This is a genomic window from Pseudomonas sp. NFXW11 (genome assembly GCF_049887815.1).
Lineage (GTDB): Bacteria > Pseudomonadota > Gammaproteobacteria > Pseudomonadales > Pseudomonadaceae > Aquipseudomonas.
On the sequence record NZ_JAGEKI010000006.1, the window covers coordinates 121,785 to 141,047 of the forward strand.

The 19,263-nt window shown below is 65.4% G+C and carries 19 protein-coding genes; 7 read left to right on the forward strand and 12 right to left on the reverse strand.

The features are described from left to right. Positions 1-105: 105 nt before the first annotated feature. Positions 106-1,041 carry an ankyrin repeat domain-containing protein gene (locus J4P02_RS11625; protein ID WP_426190231.1) on the reverse strand — a complete coding sequence of 312 codons (936 nt, stop codon included), beginning with the start codon at positions 1,039-1,041 and terminating at the stop codon, positions 106-108. Between the two features lie 258 nt (positions 1,042-1,299). On the opposite strand from J4P02_RS11625, the gene J4P02_RS11630 reads away from it, so the two are divergent. Further along, on the forward strand, positions 1,300-2,283 hold the full coding sequence (locus J4P02_RS11630) for an MDR family oxidoreductase (protein ID WP_426190233.1): 984 nt from the start codon (positions 1,300-1,302) through the stop codon (positions 2,281-2,283). 133 nt (positions 2,284-2,416) lie between these two features. After that, positions 2,417-3,772 (forward strand): MATE family efflux transporter, encoded by a 1,356-nt coding sequence (locus tag J4P02_RS11635; protein WP_426190235.1) that lies wholly within the window; start codon positions 2,417-2,419, stop codon positions 3,770-3,772. A gap of 144 nt (positions 3,773-3,916) precedes the next feature. Here J4P02_RS11635 and J4P02_RS11640 read toward each other — a convergent pair whose 3' ends face one another. The 3 genes from J4P02_RS11640 to J4P02_RS11650 all read right to left on the reverse strand — a co-directional run bounded on the left by J4P02_RS11640 (position 3,917) and on the right by J4P02_RS11650 (position 6,267). Next, the gene (locus J4P02_RS11640; RefSeq protein ID WP_426190237.1) at positions 3,917-4,966 is read right to left on the reverse strand and encodes a 3-oxoacyl-[acyl-carrier-protein] synthase III C-terminal domain-containing protein; all 1,050 of its coding nucleotides are present in this window, start codon (positions 4,964-4,966) and stop codon (positions 3,917-3,919) included. Between the two features lie 567 nt (positions 4,967-5,533). Then, entirely contained in the window at positions 5,534-5,854 is a 321-nt protein-coding gene (locus tag J4P02_RS11645; protein ID WP_426190239.1) for a DUF2834 domain-containing protein, read from the reverse strand. Positions 5,855-5,880: 26 nt separating this feature from the next. Continuing rightward, positions 5,881-6,267, reverse strand: a complete 387-nt coding sequence (locus J4P02_RS11650) for a DUF6713 family protein (RefSeq protein WP_426190241.1) — start codon at positions 6,265-6,267, stop codon at positions 5,881-5,883. 144 nt (positions 6,268-6,411) lie between these two features. Here J4P02_RS11650 and J4P02_RS11655 point away from each other — a divergent pair, with 144 nt between their 5' ends. Together J4P02_RS11655 and J4P02_RS11660 are read left to right on the forward strand one after the other, a co-directional pair. Further along, positions 6,412-6,870 (forward strand): GNAT family N-acetyltransferase, encoded by a 459-nt coding sequence (locus tag J4P02_RS11655; protein ID WP_426190243.1) that lies wholly within the window; start codon positions 6,412-6,414, stop codon positions 6,868-6,870. A gap of 43 nt (positions 6,871-6,913) precedes the next feature. Next, positions 6,914-7,735 carry a helix-turn-helix domain-containing protein gene (locus tag J4P02_RS11660; protein WP_426190245.1) on the forward strand — a complete coding sequence of 274 codons (822 nt, stop codon included), beginning with the start codon at positions 6,914-6,916 and terminating at the stop codon, positions 7,733-7,735. On the opposite strand, the gene J4P02_RS11665 is transcribed toward J4P02_RS11660, so the two are convergent. Further along, positions 7,732-8,469: a TetR/AcrR family transcriptional regulator gene (locus J4P02_RS11665; protein ID WP_426190247.1), complete on the reverse strand. Its 738-nt coding sequence runs from the start codon at positions 8,467-8,469 to the stop codon at positions 7,732-7,734. The genes J4P02_RS11660 and J4P02_RS11665 overlap by 4 nt on opposite strands. A 138-nt stretch (positions 8,470-8,607) precedes the next feature. Then, on the reverse strand, positions 8,608-8,979 hold the full coding sequence (locus tag J4P02_RS11670; RefSeq protein ID WP_426190249.1) for a DUF2784 domain-containing protein: 372 nt from the start codon (positions 8,977-8,979) through the stop codon (positions 8,608-8,610). A 200-nt stretch (positions 8,980-9,179) separates the two neighbouring features. Here J4P02_RS11670 and J4P02_RS11675 point away from each other — a divergent pair, with 200 nt between their 5' ends. Next, a complete protein-coding gene (locus tag J4P02_RS11675) occupies positions 9,180-10,214 on the forward strand; it encodes a hypothetical protein (RefSeq protein WP_426190251.1) in 1,035 nt (344 codons plus the stop codon). A gap of 156 nt (positions 10,215-10,370) precedes the next feature. Here the strand turns inward: J4P02_RS11675 and ppnN are convergent, their stop codons facing one another. The 4 genes from ppnN to J4P02_RS11695 all read right to left on the reverse strand — a co-directional run bounded on the left by ppnN (position 10,371) and on the right by J4P02_RS11695 (position 14,390). Further along, positions 10,371-11,744 (reverse strand): nucleotide 5'-monophosphate nucleosidase PpnN, encoded by a 1,374-nt coding sequence (gene ppnN, locus J4P02_RS11680; protein WP_426190253.1) that lies wholly within the window; start codon positions 11,742-11,744, stop codon positions 10,371-10,373. A gap of 226 nt (positions 11,745-11,970) precedes the next feature. Continuing rightward, entirely contained in the window at positions 11,971-12,636 is a 666-nt protein-coding gene (locus tag J4P02_RS11685) for a suppressor of fused domain protein (protein WP_426190255.1), read from the reverse strand. Between the two features lie 51 nt (positions 12,637-12,687). Next, a complete protein-coding gene (locus J4P02_RS11690) occupies positions 12,688-13,437 on the reverse strand; it encodes an SIR2 family NAD-dependent protein deacylase (RefSeq protein WP_426190257.1) in 750 nt (249 codons plus the stop codon). A gap of 83 nt (positions 13,438-13,520) precedes the next feature. Continuing rightward, entirely contained in the window at positions 13,521-14,390 is an 870-nt protein-coding gene (locus J4P02_RS11695; protein WP_426190259.1) for an isocitrate lyase/PEP mutase family protein, read from the reverse strand. Between the two features lie 403 nt (positions 14,391-14,793). Between J4P02_RS11695 and J4P02_RS11700 the strand changes: the two genes are divergently transcribed. Then, complete coding sequence (locus tag J4P02_RS11700; protein ID WP_426190261.1) at positions 14,794-15,921, forward strand: saccharopine dehydrogenase family protein; 1,128 nt, start codon at positions 14,794-14,796, stop codon at positions 15,919-15,921. A gap of 7 nt (positions 15,922-15,928) precedes the next feature. Here the strand turns inward: J4P02_RS11700 and J4P02_RS11705 are convergent, their stop codons facing one another. Next, positions 15,929-17,254 carry a hypothetical protein gene (locus J4P02_RS11705; RefSeq protein ID WP_426190263.1) on the reverse strand — a complete coding sequence of 442 codons (1,326 nt, stop codon included), beginning with the start codon at positions 17,252-17,254 and terminating at the stop codon, positions 15,929-15,931. Positions 17,255-17,527: 273 nt separating this feature from the next. Between J4P02_RS11705 and J4P02_RS11710 the strand changes: the two genes are divergently transcribed. Then, on the forward strand, positions 17,528-18,061 hold the full coding sequence (locus J4P02_RS11710; RefSeq protein WP_426190265.1) for a DUF4174 domain-containing protein: 534 nt from the start codon (positions 17,528-17,530) through the stop codon (positions 18,059-18,061). A gap of 19 nt (positions 18,062-18,080) precedes the next feature. Here J4P02_RS11710 and J4P02_RS11715 read toward each other — a convergent pair whose 3' ends face one another. Further along, positions 18,081-19,256 (reverse strand): aspartate aminotransferase family protein, encoded by a 1,176-nt coding sequence (locus tag J4P02_RS11715; protein WP_426190267.1) that lies wholly within the window; start codon positions 19,254-19,256, stop codon positions 18,081-18,083. Between the last annotated feature and the right edge of the window lie 7 nt (positions 19,257-19,263).

Below are 19,263 nucleotides of genomic sequence, written 5' to 3' on the forward strand. Positions count from 1 at the left end.
CTGGCGAAGCGGAATCTGCATCCGCCAACCGCGGGCTTTGCCCCGGCGTTCACTCGACGTACCGCGGCCGGCCCATGCTGTGCCAGGTCGCCAGTCGCTGGCTTGTTACAGAATGGCGTTGGCCCATTTCTGGGTACCGGCCAGGCGGCGCTTGACGCTGTCGATCCGCCATTGCCCGGCGATCCGCTTGAGCAGGAAACGATGCTCGTAGCACAACGCCCGAGCGGCCGGGTCGCGGATCAGCACTTCGGCCTGGGCGGGCTTGAGCTGTGCGCAGGCCAACAGTTCATCGGCTGGCGAATAGGTGCTGGGATAACCGTAGGACGCCCGGGCATAGGCCCGTGGGCGCTGGGTACAGAAACGTTCGATAAGCTGTTGCGGTTCGGCCCAGAAACCGGCGTCGAGCGCCTCGTGGCCCAAGCTATTGCCCCGTTGTTCCCAGGCCGCCAGGGCCAGGGTATAGGCGCGTACCTGGGCCACCGGGTCGGCATCGCTGGCCTCGTCGGCAAGGGGTTCGGGCCAGGGCAGTACGGCGGGCTCGACGCTCGCGGGCGGGGCCTGGCTACCGGCTTGCTGCAACAGTTGCATGACGGCCGCATGGGCCTTCTCCTCGGCCAGGGACCAGGCATTGCGCTGCTGGAAATCCAGCCGATGCGGGTCGGCCCCGGCCGCCAGCAGCAGGCTGACCATGGGCCCATGGCCGGCCTGGGCCGCGGTCATCAGTGCGGTGCGTTGCAGTTCGGGGGAAGCCGGGTCGAGTTCGGCGCCGTGTTCGAGCAGCAGTCGGGCCATGGTCAGGTCGCCGTTGTAGGCGGCCCAGGTCAGGGCGTTGTAGCCCAGTGCCGTGCAGCGCTGGTGAATATTGGCGCCGCGCTCCAGCAGCAGGCTGACGGCCGCGGGATGACCGGCGATGGTGGCTGCCAGCAGGGCGCTGCGGCCGGTGCCCTTGTGTTGCCATTCCAGGTTGGCGCCGGCGTCCAGCAGACGCTCCAGGGCGGCGAGATCACCGCGGGCAGCGGCTTTTTCCAGTAGGTGGGACACGATCGGGAATCCATTCGGAGGGGCGGAAAACGGCGCCATGGTAGCGCTCCAGAACGGCCTGGCGCCATGCGCGGGCAAAATCGACGCGGCCATTCCAGGCATTACCGCTGGCAGGCGCTGCCCAGGCCTTGGTCAACCACCCGGCGCTGGCTTTTGCCGCTTGAGGCGCGCCGCGGCCCGGGGTAGTGTCTGCCAACCTTGCGCCGCGCACCTGCTGCTGGCGCGATGATCGCCCCTCGTCCTGTTCCGGAGCTGAAGATGTTCAAGGCCATTCTGATCGACCAAGACCCCGCAGCTTATCGTGCCCAACTGACCGAGCTGGAAGAAGCGCAACTGCCTGAGGGCGATGTCAGCATCCGGGTGGCCTACAGCACCCTGAACTACAAGGACGCCCTGGCGATCACCGGCAAGAGCCCGGTGGTGCGGCAGTTTCCCATGGTGCCCGGGATCGATCTGGCGGGCACTGTCGAGGCCAGCAGTCACCCGCGCTTTCGGGCCGGCGAGCAGGTGCTGCTCAATGGCTGGGGCGTGGGCGAAAGCCATTGGGGCGGGCTGGTGCAGAAGGCCCGGGTGCAGGGCGACTGGCTGATTCACTTGCCCGAGGCATTCAAGCCGCGCCAGGCCATGGCCATTGGCACCGCCGGCTACACCGCCATGCTGTGCCTGATCGCCCTGGAGCGTAACGGCTTGAGCCCCGAACGCGGCGAGGTGCTGGTCACCGGCGCCAGCGGCGGTGTCGGCAGCTTCGCCATCAGCCTGTTGGCGCGCCAGGGCTATTCGGTGATCGCCGCCACCGGGCGGCCGGAGGAGGCCGACTACCTCAAGGGCCTGGGGGCCTCGCGGATCATCGAGCGTGCCGAGCTGTCGCAGCCGGGGCGGCCCCTGGCCAAGGAACGCTGGGCCGCGGCGATCGACTCGGTGGGCAGCCATACCCTGGCCAATGCCTGTGCCGGCACCGCCGCCGATGGCCTGGTGGCCGCCTGCGGGCTGGCCCAGGGCATGGATTTCCCGGCCTCGGTGGCGCCCTTTATCCTGCGCGGGGTCAGCCTGTTGGGGATCAACAGCGTGACCCGCCCGTACCACGAGCGGGTGCATGCCTGGGAGCGCCTGGCGGCCGAAGTCGACCTCGGCCACCTGCAGCAGATCACCCGCGAGGTGACCCTGGGCGAAGCCATAGGCGTGGCCCATGACCTGCTCGAGGGCAAGGTGCGCGGGCGCGTGGTGGTGGATGTCAACCGTTGAGATAAACCCTGTGGGTTGCCCGCGCCCCGTATTCGGGGCGTGACGGCCGAACCGCCGAGCCTGATCACGGCGGTCGCCACAGTCTTGGGGCCGATTGCGCTCCTGCGTCCTTGAACCGAGGTTGCCCGTTCCCATGTCGATTCCCGCCCAGCGTCCGCTCTGGCAGCTGTACCTGATCTTTCTGCTGCCCATGGTGCTGTCGAATTTCCTGCAGTCGTTTTCCGGCACCCTGAATGGCATCTACATCGGCCAGATGCTGGGCACCCAGGCCTTGGCGGCGGTGTCGGGAATGTTCCCTATCGTGTTCTTCTTTATCGCCCTGGTGATCGGCCTGGGGGCCGGTGCTTCGGTGCTGATCGGCCAGGCCTGGGGCGCCCGGGAGCTGGGCACGGTCAAGGCGGTGGCTGGCAGTACGCTGTTGCTTGGGGCCCTGATCGGCCTGCTCGGGGCGCTGCTGGGCATGCTCTTTGCCCGGCCGGCCCTGCAGGGCCTGGGCACGCCCGTGGACGTGCTGGATGACGCCGTGGGTTATGCCCGGGTGATGATGCTGATCATGCCGCTGCTGCTGGTGTTCGTGCTGTTCACCCAGTTGCTGCGGGGCGTTAGCGACACCTTGTCGCCGCTGCTGGCGCTGAGCGTCTCGACCCTGGTGGGCCTGCTGCTGACCCCGGCGCTGATTCGCGGCTGGCTCGGCCTGCCGCCCATGGGCATCCAGAGTGCGGCCTACGCCGGGCTGGCGAGCAATGTGATTGCCATGAGCTTTCTGGTCTGGCGCCTGCGCGGCCGGGAACACCCGCTGGCGCCCGATCGGACCTTGCTCGCGGCACTCAGGCTGGACCGGGCGATCCTCGCCAAGGTGCTGCGCATCGGCCTGCCCACCGGGGTGCAGATGGTGGTGATCTCGCTGTCGGAACTGGTGATCCTGGCCCTGGTCAACCGCCACGGCTCCCAGGCCACGGCGGCCTACGGCGCGGTGACCCAGATCGTCAACTATGTGCAGTTCCCGGCGCTGTCGATTGCCATCACCGCGTCGATCCTCGGCGCCCAGGCCATCGGCGCCGGCCGCCTGGAGCGGTTGTCGCCGATCCTGCGCACCGGCCTGTTGATCAACCTGTGCCTGACCGGGGCCCTGGTGCTGCTCGGCTACCTGATTTCCCACTGGCTGCTGGGCCTGTTCATCATCGACCCGACGGCCCTGCAACAGGCCACCCACCTGCTGCACATCATGCTCTGGAGCCTGCTGGTGTTTGGCTTCCAGGCGGTGGTGGGCGGCATCATGCGCGCCAGCGGCACGGTGCTGATGCCGGTGGCGATTTCGATCTTCTGCATCATTGGCGTGCAGGTGCCGGCGGCTTATGCGCTGGATGCGCACTTCGGCCTGCAAGGGGTGTGGATGGCCTTCCCGGTGGCCTACCTGAGCATGCTGCTGTTGCAAGTCGGTTATTTCAAACTGGTGTGGCGCCACCAGCCGATCCAGCGCCTGATCTGAGAGGTGCAGGTTCTGGCTGCTGTTGGATGATGGCGCGCTGTGGGGTACAGCACAGTGGCGGGCTTAGCACAGGGCGATACACCGCGCTGAGCGGCAGGCTATGTTCAACTTGCCGCAGGGTCGCGGCAAGTTGACCGGGGCGCTTTACAATCGGAATGACAGGGCCGAAAACACCATCCCGCCACTTCCCGCCCAGCCCATGCAGAACTGATCTTTTTCAGCGTCACCGCGACTCATGGCATCGAAGATTCCATAAGGTATCGAGGCGGTGATGATATTGCCCGTCTTGTGTCCGACGTGATGCAACTTGTGATCGATGCCAATCAGCTCGCCAATGTGTTCCCACATTTTGGGTGAACCGGTATGAATGAATACTTTATGAATGTCCGCGCCGCTGACCTTATGCATGTTGAACACTTTAATGGCTTCATTGCGGCCATCTTCATGCAGGGCGGCAGCGTAGGAGTTGAATTGATATTGCCCGCCCGTGGGTGAAATGCGAGGGGTATCTTCCTCGTTGCAAAACAGCTTCCAGTCCGGCAGGGAAATGGTCGACAAATCGCTTAGATCAGGTCGGTTGATGTAAGAGAACTTGAAGTTTCCAGGTGCCTCATTGCTGAGGATGGTGACCGTTACTGCTTCGCCAATAGTAAAACTTGGGAACTTGTAGGCCAGTTCCGATGGCGACTGCAAGGAGAAGTTCTTGGGCATCACGGGCCCGCCGTCAGACATGCCGAACTCCATGTTGACGATGGCCGCGTAGCGTATTTCACCGGCTTCCATCTTGCTGTTGATCACGTCCATGGCGGTCACCCAGCCATTACAGGCATCGACCACGTCGAAGTTCCTGCAGTTCAGGCCCAGGGCCTTTGCGATGAAGGTACTGTTGGCGGGTTCAATGAAGCCCCGGGTAACGTTGGGGTAAATCAACAGGTCCAGGTCTGCCTTGTTGATATTGGCCTGGGCCAACGCTGAGTCAAAGGCGGTGGCCATCAACTCCATGGGTTTTTCTCCGGCCGCTGACCAGTGCCGGGTTTCGATGCCACTCTTGTCGAGCAGTTTGCCTATGGTCTTCAGTGTTTTGGGCAAGTCATCCTGAAAGGTACTTTTCGAGTGTTCTTCAACCAGGTCTAGTACATCCTGGTTGGTAACGATTCGCGAAGGAAGAATTCCTGAAAGTCCTACAATTTTCATACAACATCCTTGTTTGAAATGCTCATCCGTGTGGATGGCGGTGTAAGGGTAAAACACTCATTGGTTATTTGCTAAGAGCGGGTCTTTTCGTTGGGGGTCGGTTTTTCCAACTAGTGATAGGTCTTCCTCAGTTGCGGCAAGTGATGGAAGCACCTATTTCTAGCACAGGAAATTAGGAGTGCAAGGGCGTTGCTGAAATTTATATTTCAGAGTTTAAAGTTGCGTGTTAGTGCGTTTGTTAGTTAAGTAAATAAAAATAAAATGCCTGATCCTGTAGTTTCAGATGAACGGGGTTCATGACGTGCATCAATGATTATTCAATGGGCTTGCTGGTCTAAAAGTGTGTGTCGAACATTGCGCCATGGCTCCGATACTTTCTTCAGCTTGGCAAGTTGGCCCTGAGCGCCCAGGGCATAGGGCTTGGCCTGGCAACAGCGCGCTCGGCCGTGCATCGCAGAACCTCACTGGAGCTGTCGGCGCGGGGCTCGGGCTGGTGATATTTCTTCGACGGCTGTCCACGAATCATGGGCCAGCTGCTATGCGCCGTCGTGGGGTGGATGGGGGCGACTATTCCCGACGCCAGCCTCGAAGCACGATGTACAGCAGCGGTCCGATGGAGACGAAAACCGCCGTCAGCAGCAGGTAAGGCAGCACCGAAAGTGCCGAGCGCCCCCGGCGGCGGGCATCGTCGAGCATCCAGGCCGAGGCCAGCAGCGCCATCAGGTACAGGTCGATCACCACTTGCGCGGTGTCGGGCCGCGACAGCAGTTGCAGGCCGAATTGCAGCAGCGACTGTTCGGCCTGGAGCAGGGTGAACAAGGTGTAGGCGCTGAACGCCAGCAGGGTCAGCAGGGTGAGGCAGAACCAGGCAAGGCGGGGACGGCGCATGGCGGTTTCCTTGATGGTGAAGGGCATCAGTGGCGGGTGCCGGGGCGCTGCCCCAGGTCCAGCAGCAAAAACAGCAGGCCCGCGGCGGCGCAGGCGAAGATCAATGTCTGCGACAGCAACGAGTCGAACAGGTACAGCGGTTGCTGGCGCAGGTTGAAGTGCAGCCCGGCATGCACCACGGCAAATCCCGCCAACAGCCGCTGGCTGCTGTGCCGCACGGCGTCGCGCGGGTGGCTGCAGAGCCAGAGCAGCAGCGCGCACAGCGGTACATGCAGGGCGATGAACAGGTCGCGGCCCAGTGCGGGGTCGAGGGCGCGCAGCCCATACAGCAGGCGCCATTCGGCTTGCACCACGGCGTCCAGTTCATGCCCGGCGAACAACGCCAGGCAGAGCATCCATACAGCTGGTTTCACGGCGAAACTCCTTGAACAACGTTGAGCCAACAGGCTAAGTGGCAGGCCCGTGGCCGCTCAATGACCTGGCAGGTCATAGACAGGCCCGTGGCAGATACGCTTTGCTGCGCCCCGTGCGACCCCCACTTGCAAGGAATGACGTTCATGAGCCAGGCCGATCCGGCGCTACAACCCAGCAGTGCAAGGTGCATCCGTAAGGCCGGCCCCGGGGACCTGGTGGCCATGCTCGAGTGCGACAGCTATGCCCAGGCTCATGCCGAGCGCGAGCAGGAAGTGCGCATCGCGCTGGAGCAGGGCCAGGGTTGGGTTGAAATGTGCAACGAGCAGGTGACCGGTTACTTGCTGCTCAGGCATGACTTCTTCGGCCAGGGCTTTGTGTCCCTGGTGGTGGTGGCGCCCGGGCAGCAGCGGCAAGGTGTGGCACTGCGCTTGCTGGGTGCTGCGCAGCAAGCGTGCCGCACGGCCAGGCTGTTCACCTCCACCAACCGTTCCAACCAGGCGGCCCAACGGCTGTTCGCCAAGGCCGGTTTTCAGCCCAGCGGGGTGATCGAGAACCTGGACGAAGGCGACCCGGAACTGATCTTCTGCAAGGCTGTTGGTTGATCCCCACGCCACTCGCCGCCCCGTGCCAAGGATAACCCTCTCTATGTTCGAAGCCCTTGCCGCTGCGCCGCCACAGGACTTGTCGGTGGGCGCGCAGTTGCGTGAGTTGCGCCGCCAGGCGCGCCTGAGCCAGCTCGACCTGGCCTTGCAGGCCGGTATTTCGCAGCGCCACCTGAGCTGTGTCGAAACCGGGCGCGCCCAGCCCAGTCCGAGCTTGCTGCACAGCCTGCTGACCACCCTGGATACGCCGCTGGAGTTGCGCAACCGGGTATTTCTCGCCGCCGGTTATGCGCCGCGCTACGCCGCCTTGCCCCTGGATGCCGCGGAGCTGGCACCTGTGCGCACGGCATTGCAGCACTTGCTGCAGGCCAACAATCCGGCACCGGCCATTGTTATCGACAGTAGCTGGCAGGTGCTGGCGGCCAATAGCGCCACCGGCGCACTGTTCCAGCTTCTGGGGTTGCCGCTTGAGGCTATCGACCAGGGCTTCAACCTGTTGGCGAGCCTGCTGGCCCCCGGCGGTTTCGGCGACTGCCTGATCAACGCCGAGGAGATCCGCCAGGTGGCCTGGCAGCGGGCCCTGCGTGAAGCCGCCCATGACCCGGGGCTGGCAGCGTTGCTGGCTCGGCTGCCATGCCCTGGGGAGTCGCCGACGCCCCCGAGCCTGGCCACGCCCTTGCTGCTGACCCGGGTCCGCACGGCTGGCGGTGAGCTGCGCTTTCTATCCACCTTCACCACCTTCGGCATGCCCCAGGACATCACCGTGGCTTCGCTGCGCATCGAGCACCTGATACCGGCCGACCCGGAGACCTGGCAGGCCCTGACCCAGGCCTGCGCCAGCCTGGCTGCAAGCGACCCGGGCTAGATCGCCAGGGGCCGGGCTGCCTGAATGGAGCCCGGGTGCGACGTCGGCAGCGCGCCTGCCAGCACCATGCGCGTCAGGGTGTTGGCCACTGCCTGGAAGTCGGCGGCCTGGGCCGCCTGGCCGTTGAGCAGGGCGATCTGCCAGCCGAGGGTGGGGTAGGTCTGGGTGGCCGCGCCGATAAACAACAGCAGGTGCCCGGGGTCGACCGCGGCGATCAGGCCTCGCTCGGCCCAACTGCGCAGGCAGGCGACTTCACTGCGGTTCTGCTCCTCTAGGCTGGCGCGCCACGTGGCCGGCAGTTGCTGCGCGCCGTGCAGCAGCTCGCTGCAGAGAATCTTCGAGCGCAACGGGAAGCCCTGGACTATCTGCATCCGGGCTTGGATATAGGCCTTGAGCGCCAGGGCTGGGTCGGCGTCCTGATGCAGCAGCAGGGAGGCCTGGCGCAAGGGTTCCAGCAGCGGCTGCAAGACCTCGGCGTAGAGATTTTCCTTGGTGTGGAAGTAGTAGTAGAGGTTGGCCTTGGGCACCCCGGCACGCAGGGCGATATCCAGGGTCTGGCAGGCACTGAAGCCGCGGGCGGCGAATTCGTCCCGGGCCGCGTCGAGAATCAGCTGTCGATGGCGCACCCGTGAGCGACGTTCGCGGGTGGCCGGGGCGGGCGCTGAGGTCTGTACCGGGGCCATCGCCAGGGCTGGCAGGGGCAGGGCGGCGCTGCTGGGTAAGGGGTGGTGCATGAAGGGCATCCCGTGGATCGAATTCGCAATATACAAAAGTATATAGCGAAAGCCCTGGCCGAGCTGCTGCCGTCTGGCGTTGCGGTGGTTGAAAGGGGGGGACGCTGCCGCAACCCGGGGTGGCGGCAGCCAGGGGCATCAGTTGCGGCGGCGATGCCAGCGGCGGATCAGCCAGCCATAGACCGACAGGTTGATCAGCAGCACCAGGCTGCCCAGCCACAGCTGGATGCCCGGGGTCAGGCCGGCGGGGTAGATCAGCGGGATCAGGTAGTGCTCGATAAAGCCGGCGCCGTAGCCGTCCTGGCCGGCGGCATGGCGCAACAGGTTCTCCCAGCGGGTCAGCGGGCATTCCAGGTGCAGCACTTCCACTGCCACGCCCCAGGCCGCCGCGGGCAGGTGCAGCAGCATCAGCCTGGGGTAACGCAGCACCAGCAGGCCGCCCAGCAGCACGAAGAGGATAAAGGACAGGTGAAACAGCACCAGGCTGTCGGCGGCAATGCGGTAGAGCATGGGGGTTCCTTGTGGGCAGAGGCAGGTCCGTGGCGCGAGCGCCGCGGGCAATATACCGAGGCCGCAACCTTTGTGCGTGGCAATTCTGCGGCCTGGCCAACAGCCTCAGGCTAGAGGTGTCGCCCTACCTATACTGAGAACGGGCCAGGGCGGATTGACGAACCTGGCCGGCTTGCCGGGAGGGACTTGCCTTGTGCTCGGTGCTGCTGCGTTCTGCTCGCTCGGGGCTGTGCTACCTCAGCTTGGGGCTGATGCTGCTGGTGCTCGCCGGTTGCGCCGGGCGCAGGGTTGAACAGCCGGCGCCGGTTCCAGTCGCAGCGGCCACCTGGCGCCAACTGGATAACGAACTGCTGGTGGCCTCACGTTCCGCCACGGACCAGGCCGAAGTCTATGCCCGGGGCTCCATGGAGCATTGGCGCGAGCGTATCTATCAGCAGACCGACGAGAATTTCATCCCCTGGTTCAGTGGCTACTGGACCCAGGAATGGCTGTCGCTCAAGGTCGGCTGGTATGCCCTCAACAATGGTGGCGACGACACCCAGGCTTCACGGCACCTGGCCGGCTACCTGCAGCAGCAGTACCAGCAGCGGGTGCTGGCGCCGGTGGCGCTGGAGATCGATGCCGATGGCATCACCGGCGAGGCCATGGAGTTCTATGTGCAGTTGCTGCGCCAGCAGGTCGCACTCAGTAGCGCACGCTATCGATTGCCCGCACCGCAACTGGATCAGCACCTGGCCCAGGTGCTCGCCATCGACCTGGGGCCGGGAGCCGAGCAGCGCGCCTCGCTGCAGCAGTTGTTGCAGGTCGAGCCGGTGGCCCGCCTGCCGGCCTATGCGCCGCTGTTGCAACGGATTCACGCCGAGCCGGCGGCTGCCGCGGCGCAAGGAGTCGCCCAGGTGGCCCAGGTTACCAGTGACAAGCTCCAGGCCCAGTTCGCCAGCCGCGGGGTGGCCGGCGCTGTGGCGGCGGCGGTGGGTCGGGTGGCCGGGGCACTGCTTTCGGTGGGCGTGGCGGGGGTGCGGGCGCTGGTGCAGAGCAACGACCGCGAGACCTTGCAGGCCCAGACCCGACGCGACCTGGGCACGGCCTTCGACCAGGCCTGGCGCAAGCAGCTGGATGACCCCGAGCACGGGGTGATGGCCGGGGTCTACTACCTGGCCCGACAGATCGAGGCGCAGTTGCAGGAGCCATTGCCGCTGGTGGAGCAGGGGGGCGGCACGGGCTGGGATCCCTGAGCGGGCGCTGGCTCATCAGCCTGCGACAGACTAGGGAGCATTGCTGTGGATCGGGGCGTCGGTCGGTCGAACGGGAGCAAGCTCCCTCGCCACCCAAGCATAAAAAACGCCGCGTTCCCGATCAGGGAAGGCGGCGTCTGGTACTGTGCAGGAGGCTTAGCTGACCACCCGATAGCAGGGCACATAGGCCGCGCCGCCGGGCAGTTTCATCCGGTGCTGGGCGACGAAGGCTTTGAGCAACTGGTCCAGGGGCTGCATGATCGCCGGGTCGCCGTGGATGCTGTACGGGCCCTTCTGCTCGATCAGGCGGATGCCCTGGTCCTTGACGTTGCCGGCGACTATGCCGGAGAACGCGCGACGCAGGTTGGCCGCCAGTTCATGGGGCGCCAGGGCATGGTTCAGTTGCAGGTTGGCCATGTTTTCGTGGGTCGGGTCGAAGGGCCGTTGCAGGCTTTCGTCGATTTTCAGCAGCCAGTTGAAGTGGAAGGCATCGTTGCGCTCGCGGCGGAACTGCTTGACGGTCTTCAGGCCTTCGGTCATTTGCCGGGCCACCTCGGCCGGGTTGTCGATGATCACCTGGTAGTGCTGCTGTGCGGCCTCGCCCAGGGTCGCCAGGACAAAGGCGTTGAGCTGCTCCAGGTAGGGCGCCGCGCTCTTGGGCCCGGTGAGGATCACCGGGAAGGGCAGGTCGCGGTTGTCCGGGTGCATGAGGATGCCCAGCAGGTAGAGGAACTCCTCGGCGGTGCCGGCGCCACCCGGGAAGATGATGATGCCGTGGCCGACGCGGACGAAGGCCTCCAGGCGCTTCTCGATGTCCGGCAGGATCACCAGCTCGTTGACGATGGGGTTCGGCGCCTCGGCGGCGATGATCCCCGGCTCGGTCAGGCCCAGGTAGCGGCCACCGGTCATGCGCTGCTTGGCATGGGCGATGGTGGCGCCCTTCATCGGCCCCTTCATCACGCCCGGGCCGCAGCCGGTGCAGATGTCCAGCTTGCGCAGGCCCAGCTCGTGGCCGACCTTCTTGGTGTACTTGTATTCCTCGGTGTTGATCGAGTGGCCGCCCCAGCACACCACCATCTTCGGCTCCACGCCTGGGCGCAGGGTGCGGGCATTGCGCAGCAGGTGGAAGACGTAGTCGGTGAGGCCCTGGGAGCTGTCCAGGTCGATGCGCTGGCTGCCCAGCTCGTTCTCGGTGTAGACGATGTCGCGCAGGGCGCTGAACAGCATCTCGCGGGTGCTGGCGATCATCTCGCCGTCGACGAAGGCATCGGCCGGGGCGTTCAGCAGTTCCAGGCGCACGCCGCGGTCCTGCTGGTGGATGCGCACTTCGAAGTCGTGATAGGCGTCGAGGATGGTCTTGGCGTTGTCGACATGGGCGCCGGTATTGAGGATGGCCAGGGCGCACTGGCGGAACAGGGTATAGATGCTGCCGGAGCCGGCGGCGCTCAGTTGTTGCACTTCACGTTGCGAGAGGGTCTCCAGGCTGCCTTTCGGGCTGACCGAAGCATTGATCACTTGTCTTTGCGGCATTCATCCATTTCCTGAAAGCGGCGCCACTGCAGCACGGGCCGGCAGTGGCGGAAAAACAGCGGGGCAGTGAACAGCGCCACCGATTCGGGGCTTGGTTTCCAGCGCCAGGGCGAGAAAGCAAAGGTCGTTGCGCGGTTATTCGCTGTCTGAATCTACCTTATGCCAGAGCGCTGTGGCGGGAAAAATGACGATTTGTCCTGGTCGCGGCGATTTTTTTCTTGGGTGCTCAGCATTGGCTGGGGCGCTGCGGGTCATTGACCGGCGACACCCCGGCTGCCGCCAGGCGTTCCACCAGGGCCGGGTAGCCGTGACTCTGGCCCCAGGCGTGTTCAGCCGGGGTCAGGCCGAGAATCTGCAGGAACTCGAAGCGCCCGGACAGCAGCTGCAGGGTGCCGCCGAAGTTCGGCGCGGGCATGAACAGCAAGGCTTGCAGCGTGCTGTCGGCACCGTCGATGGGCTCGCGGGTGCGCATCCGGTCCCAGGCTTGCAGCGGCTCCTGCTCGCCATAGCGCCCGGCAGCCAGTAGCAATTGGTAGCCACAGAAGTTGCGCAGCAGGCGCAGGGCCCAGGGCGACTGTTCACGGGTTTCCAGCAGCAGCTCCTGGCCCAGCCCGGACCAGCCGTCCGGCTCGGGCTGCTCATCCTCCCAGGCATTGGACAGCCCTGAGGTCACGTACAGCCAGCTATTGCGCCCGGCGTTGGGCGCGACTTCGAAAACCCCGTGGGTCAGCCAGCGCGGGTCGACCTCGGCCTGGCCGAATACCTCGCTGAAAATGCTCATGTCCAGGGGGTAGATGCCAGGGCCGAGATCGCCGAACAGCTCTCGGTAGAGCTGCTCCTCGCGTTGTTCCCAGGCAGCTTCGAGCCATGAGCAGGTGGGGATGTCGGTCATCTGAAGGCTTCCTTGATCAAGATCGGCGGCTCGGCTTGAACCGTTGCGGCGTCAGGCAAAGGCCTGGCGCAGAAGTTCCGGCAGGCGCTGCCCGGCGGGGCCGGTGAGCTGGTATTCCGCGGGTGCCAGGCAAGCCTGGGGCTGGGGGTTGATATGCAGCACCGCGGCGCCTTGCTCCAGGGCCAGTTGGGGGATCTGCGCCGCCGGCTGCACCAGCCCCGAAGTGCCGATGGAGAGCAGCAGGTCGCATTCGCCGGCGGCCTTGAAGGCCTGCTTGAGGATCGCCTGCGGCAGGGCTTCGCCGAACCACACCACGCCGGGACGGATCTTGCCATTGCAGCCGCCGCAGCGCGGGGGCTCCAGGCGTGCGCCCTGTTGCGGCATCTGCACATCAGGCAGCGCGCCCTTATAGGGGCGATTGCAGGCAAAGCACTTGGGCTGGTGCAGGCTGCCGTGCAGGTGCAGCACGTCAAGGCTGCCGGCCCGCTCATGCAGGTCGTCGACGTTCTGGGTGATCAGGGTCAGGCGCGGCAGGCGCCGGGCCAGTTCGGCGATGGCCAGGTGGGCCGGGTTGGGCTGGGCCTTGCGCACCTGCAGGCGCCGCCATTCATACCAGCCCCAGACCAGCGTCGGGTCGTCGCGAAAGGCTTGCGGGGTGGCCAGGCGCGCCGGGTCGAAGTGTTCCCAGAGGCCGCTGAGGGCGTCGCGAAAGGTCGGGATGCCACTTTCCGCCGAGACGCCGGCGCCGGTGAACACCACCAAGTGCCGGGCCCGAGCCAGGCGTTGCGGATCAAATTCCATGGCGGATTCTCGACTGCAGGGCTTGTGCGCTGAAATCGGCCCAGGGTTGAGGCGTTGCGCCTCACCCCGGCCAATTGCCGGTGCTACTCCTTGACGCTCATGAATTCCCTGGCCCAGACAATGTAGTCCTCGGGCTGGGTGTAGGTGTGGGCCAGCTCGGTGGCGCTCAGGTCCGAGGCCTGGGTGAAGATCTGCCGCTGTTCCCGCAGGCAGTCGTAGGTGGCCTTGATCGCCGCGAAATAGGCGGCATGGCCGTCCACCGCGATCTTCACTCCCAGCTCGGCCAGGCGAGCATCGTCGCGCAGGGCCGGGTTGCCGTAGGTCACCAGCATCAGCGGCACCGTGAGGTGCTCGGAGATCTGCTCCAACTGCTGAAAATCACGGATGCCGACCATGCAGATGGCATCGGCGCCGGCCCGTTCATATTGCTGGGTGCGGCTGATGATTTCCTGCACCGGGAGGATCCCGGCGTTGGTCCGGGCGATGATCGCCAGCTCCGGGTCGACCCGGGCTTCGAGGGCGGCGCGGATCTTGCCGACGCCTTCGGCGACGCTGATCAGGTCGGTGGATTTACGCCCGAACTGCGCGGGCAGCAGGGTGTCTTCGATGGTCAGGGCGGCGATGCCGGCCCGCTCCAGTTCCACCACGGTGCGCATCACGTTGAGGGCATTGCCGTAGCCGTGGTCGGCGTCGGCGATCACCGGCAACTGGGCCACGCGGCCAATGCGGGTGGCCTGCTCGGCAAATTCGCTGAGGGTGATCAGGGCGAAGTCGGGGGCCGCCAGCACCTGCAGCGAGGCCACGGAACCACCGAGGATGCCCACTTCAAAACCCAGGTCGGCGGCAATCCGGGCAGACATCGGGTCGAACACCGATGCAGTGTGGTAGCAGGAGTTGGAAGCGATCAGTTCACGGAAACCGCGGCGCAAATCTTGATGGGAAAGCCTGGACATAACAGCTCCGAGATAGGATCGACAGATCGACCTTGGGGTCGAGTCAAATTTTGCAATCAGTTCCCTTGGCGAGCCGATGATTGAAGGGCTCACAGCGAAACGTTTATTGGGCAGTGGAAGGTGCAGCAAAGGGGAGAAGCAAGGCGTCTGTATCCCGCTCGGCCAGATGGACCGGCAGGTTTATTATGCGAGGCCGACATAGCAGGGCGAGGCTATCACGGGCAAAGGCCCTAGTTGATGAGGATTTTGCATAGCATTATGCCGAAGCGGCATTGGCATTTTTTGTCGGACGAAAGTTTTCGGGCCTTGCCGGGCTTGTCGCTGCCGGCCAAATCATGGAAGCTGCCGCGCCTCGAATGGCGGCTTTCGGGTCGCGCAATGGCTTTGTTCAAGGATGCAGGCAATGACGCTCAGGGTGTTGGTGGTCGGTGGTTATGGCAATTTCGGCAGCATCGTCTGCCGCTATCTGAGCCGAATGCCCGGGGTGCAATTGCTGATTTCCGGCCGCGACCCGCACAAGCTGGCGGCCAAGGTTGCGGCCTTGCAAGCCGAGGGCGCGGAGCACTGCCAGGGCTGGTGCGGCGATGCCCTGGGGGCGCACTGGGTGCCGGCGCTCAAGAACCTCGGGGTGCACTGGGTGGTGCATACCGGCGGGCCCTTCCAGGGGCAGTCCTATGCCGTGGCCCGGGGTTGCATCGAGGCTGGGGTCAACTACTGCGACCTGGCCGACTGCCGGCAGTTCGTGCGCGGCATCGGCACCCTGGATGAGGCCGCCCGGGCCGCCGGGGTGACGCTGCTCAGCGGTTGCAGTTCAGTGCCGACCTTGTCGGCGGCGATCATCGACGAACACCGTGAACGCTTTTCCCGGATCGAGCGCATCGAACACGGTATTTCCTCGTCGGCGAAGATGCCCGGCCTCTCCACCATCCAGGGGGTGCTGGCCTATGCCGGCAAACCCATCCTGCAACTCAAGGACGGCCAGCCGCACCCGGTGATCGGCTGGCAGGGCCTGACCCTGCGCAAGCTGCCCCGGCTGGGCACGCGGCTGGTGGCCAATGTCGATGTGCCGGACCTGGACCTGTTCGCCGAGCGCTACGGCGCCCACACCCTGAGCTTCAAGGCCGGTGCCGGGCTCAAGCTCGCCGGCCTGGCCAATGCCTTGCTGGCCCAGGCGGTGAAGCTGGGGCTGGTGCGCGACCCGGCGCCCTGGGCGGCACGCCTGCATCGCTGCGGCACCTGGTTCGAAGGCTTTGGCGATGGCCTCAGCGCCATGTATGTGGATGTGCATGGCCTGGGCCTGGACGGCCAGCCGCTGTCGATGAGCGCGCAACTCACCGCCACCCACGACCACGGCCCGGAGATCCCCAGCTGTGCGGCGGTGGCGCTGGTGCGCAAGCTGCTCGACGGCTATGTGCCGGCCCCGGGGGCGCGCTCCAGTGCCGGCGAGGTGAGCGTTGCGGAGTACCTGCGGGCCATCGACGATGACCAGCACCTGCAGTTGCAGGTGCGTTTCTCCCGCGAGCCGGCCTAGACCAGCCTCACCATTGCAGCGGCTTGGCGAAGTCTTTCCAGAACAGCCAGCGCTGCACTTCATGGTGTTCGCCGGTGCCGATCTGCCAGGCCGGGCGCCCGGCATCCAGGGCGATCTTGACGATGATCCCGGCGTAGGTGGCGGCCACCAGGGTCTGGCCATCGGGGCTGATGTCCATGGCGCTGAAGCTGGAGCCCACATAGTGCTGCCAGCGCTGCTCGCCGGTTTCACTGAAGGCCCGCAGGTAGCCATAGGCATCGCCGATGATGAACTCGTCGCCCCGTGACGCCGCGGCATACACCCGGGCGCCTTCATGCAGCACCGGGGTGCGTGGGTCGTCGCTGTAGTAGTCGGTGGACAGCCCCGGCAAGTCGGCCACCGCCACCCCCAGGCTGGCACCGTTATAGAAGTGGCAGGCGTTGAGCAGCAGGCGGTCGCCGCGCTGGTTGAAACAGGCGAAGTGCGGGTACTCGCTGGCGGGGCCGATCTGCGCCACCAGGCGCAGCTGGGCGTCGTAGACCAGGTGCGAACCGCTCTGTTCGCCCACGGCGATCCACTGACCGTCCGGCGATACCGCGCCATGCTCCATGCACAGGTCCAGGCTCAGGTTCTCGGGCTCGACGCCCTCGGCCAGTTCTTGCTGGATATCTTCCAGGCGCGGCAGCAGCCGGGTAGCGCCCGCGGCATCCAGCACGAACACGCCCCTGGCACTCACCAGCAGCACCCGGCGCCCGTCGGGAAAGGGGATCAGGCAGGTGGCGTCAGGGCGCTCGGCGGGTTCCAGTTCCAGGCCCTCGGACGCGTCGGCGTGCGGGTCGGGCCAGGGGAAGCTGGCCACCTGCGGGCCCTGGAAACCGTCGGTGAGCTGGATGCCCTCGGCTCGCGCCCAGGCGAAATAACGCCGCTGCGGGCACACACCAAAGCCCTCCACCTGCTCCAGGGTGTGGATCGAGTCGTTGTCGATATGCACCACTGAGCCTGCCTCGTAGGGCGCACCGATGCGTGCCAGCAGGCTGCCGTCGGCCAGCAGGGCCAGGGTCGGAATCATCCGCCCCTGGCTTTCCAGGCGGGGCACCAGGGGGAAGTGCGCCGGCGGCCAGTCCTCGCGAAAGGCCAGGCGCGCGGCTGGATCATGGGGCCCCTGATTGCTTGCCTCCAGGGCCGCCTGCCAGGCCGGCAGCAGGTGCTCGGAGTCGGGCACGCGCGGCTGATGCAAGCCCTTGAAGCCGTCGCGGGTACCGGTGTCGACATAGCGATTGATGCGCTTGGCGTACATCAGCACGGCTTTTTGCCACTGCTGCTGGGGGGAAAGGCTCGAACTCGGTTCGGACATGCGCACGGTACTCCTTGTGGCGCTGGAAAGGCTTCACGGTGGGGGGATTGACCGGAAAAGCGCGCAGTCTATCCCTTGCCGCAAGATTTTTTAAACGGCCCGGGCAGTGCTGTTCACGGCGTGAGCACCGGCATGTCTGGTTTTTCGCGGCCTGTGGCGCGTTTTTAGCCGCGGCGGGGTGGCTGCGGAAAAATGTCAGATTTTGCGTCCCCGGCCTGGACCTTTTGCTGCAATGCGCAATCATTACTGCGTGGAAAATATAAGGAGAGACGCATGTTCATCCGGTCATTGACCCTCGCAACTCTGCTGGCCGTCTCCGGTGCGGCACTGGCCGCCGACGACGGCCCCCTGGCTCAGGAGCTGGGCAAGTCCCGGCCGCTGATCGTGATAGCGCCCAGCACCGTGGACCCGACCCTGGTGAGCCTGAAGAAGTCCCTGGACGAGCCGGCCACCCGGCAAGCCTTCAACGAACGCAATATGGTCCTGTACACGGTGGTCAACACCATTGGCCAGCGTGATGGCAAGGACATCGACCCGCAATCCACCATGGCCCTGATTCGTAGCCTCAAGCTGGGTGCCGGGGCCCAGACCAAGGTGATCCTGGTGGGCAAGGACGGCGAGAAGAAGCTCGAGCATTCCGGGGCCATCGAGCTCAAGGAAGTGTTTGCCGCTATCGACCAACTGCCTGCGGCAGAGAAACAGGCGGCCGCCCCGGCTCCAGCGCCGGCACCCGAGGCCAAGCCGGCCACCACCAAGGGCGGCAAGCCGGCCAAACCCGCCGCGGCGCCCAAGGCCCTGGACGACTGAGCCCGGGCCCAGGCATCCATCAGCGCCAGTTCAGGGCCCGAACCAGGCCCTGGACGATCATCTCCACCTCGGCTTCATCGATCACCAGTGGCGGCAACAGGCGAATGGTCTGGCCGCGGGTGACATTGATCAGCAGGCCCTGTTCGCGAGCGACCTTCTGTACCAGGTCCCGCGGTACTTGCCGCAGCTCGATGCCGATCATCAGCCCCAGGCCGCGCACCTCCAGCAGTTCCGGGTGACCCTGCAATGCTTCGCGCAAACGCTGCAAGAGCCGCGCGCCCTGGCGTTCGGCATTGGCCAGCAGGCCCTGTTCCTCGATGATCTCCAGCACGGTGCAGGCCACCCGGCAGGCCAGCGGGTTGCCGCCGAAGGTGCTGCCGTGGCTGCCCGGGGTGAACAGCTCGGCGGCCTTGCCCCGGGCCAGGCAGGCACCAATCGGAATGCCGTTGCCCAGGCCCTTGGCCAGGGTCATCACATCCGGCACCACACCTTCGTGCTGGCAGGCGAACCAGCGGCCGGTGCGGCCGATGCCGCTCTGGATCTCGTCCAGCATCAGCAGCCAGTTGCGCCGGGTGCAGAGTTCCCGCAGCGCCTTGAGGTAGCCCGTGGGCGCCAGATGGATGCCGCTTTCGCCCTGGATCGGTTCCAGCAGCACCGCGCAGATGCGTGGCCCATGCTCGGCGATGGCCGATTCCAACGCTCTGAGATCGCCAAAGGGCAGCTTGAGAAAATCCCCCGGCAACTGGCCATAGCCCAGGCGCACGGCGGGGCCGTCGCTGGCCGCCAGGGTGCCCAGGGTGCGGCCGTGGAAGGCGTTCTGCATGACCAGCACCAGCGGCTGTTCGATGCCCTTGTGCCAGCCATGCAGGCGCGCCAGCTTGAGCGCGGTTTCGTTGGCCTCGGCCCCGGAATTGTTGAAGAAGGCCCGGTCCATGCCGGCCAGGCGGGTCAGCCGGTTGGCCAGCTGCTGTTGCCAGTGGATGTCGTAGAGGTTGGAGCTGTGCAACAGCAGGCCAGCCTGGTCGCTGATGGCCTGCACCACCTTGGGGTGGCTATGGCCGACGCCGGTCACCGCCACTCCGGCGATGGCATCCAGGTATTCACGGCCGGCCTGGTCCCAGAGTCGGCTGCCCAGGCCCCGGGCGAAACTCAGGGACAGAGGCTGGTAGGTGCTCATCAGGCAGGCGGCGGTCATGGCGGGT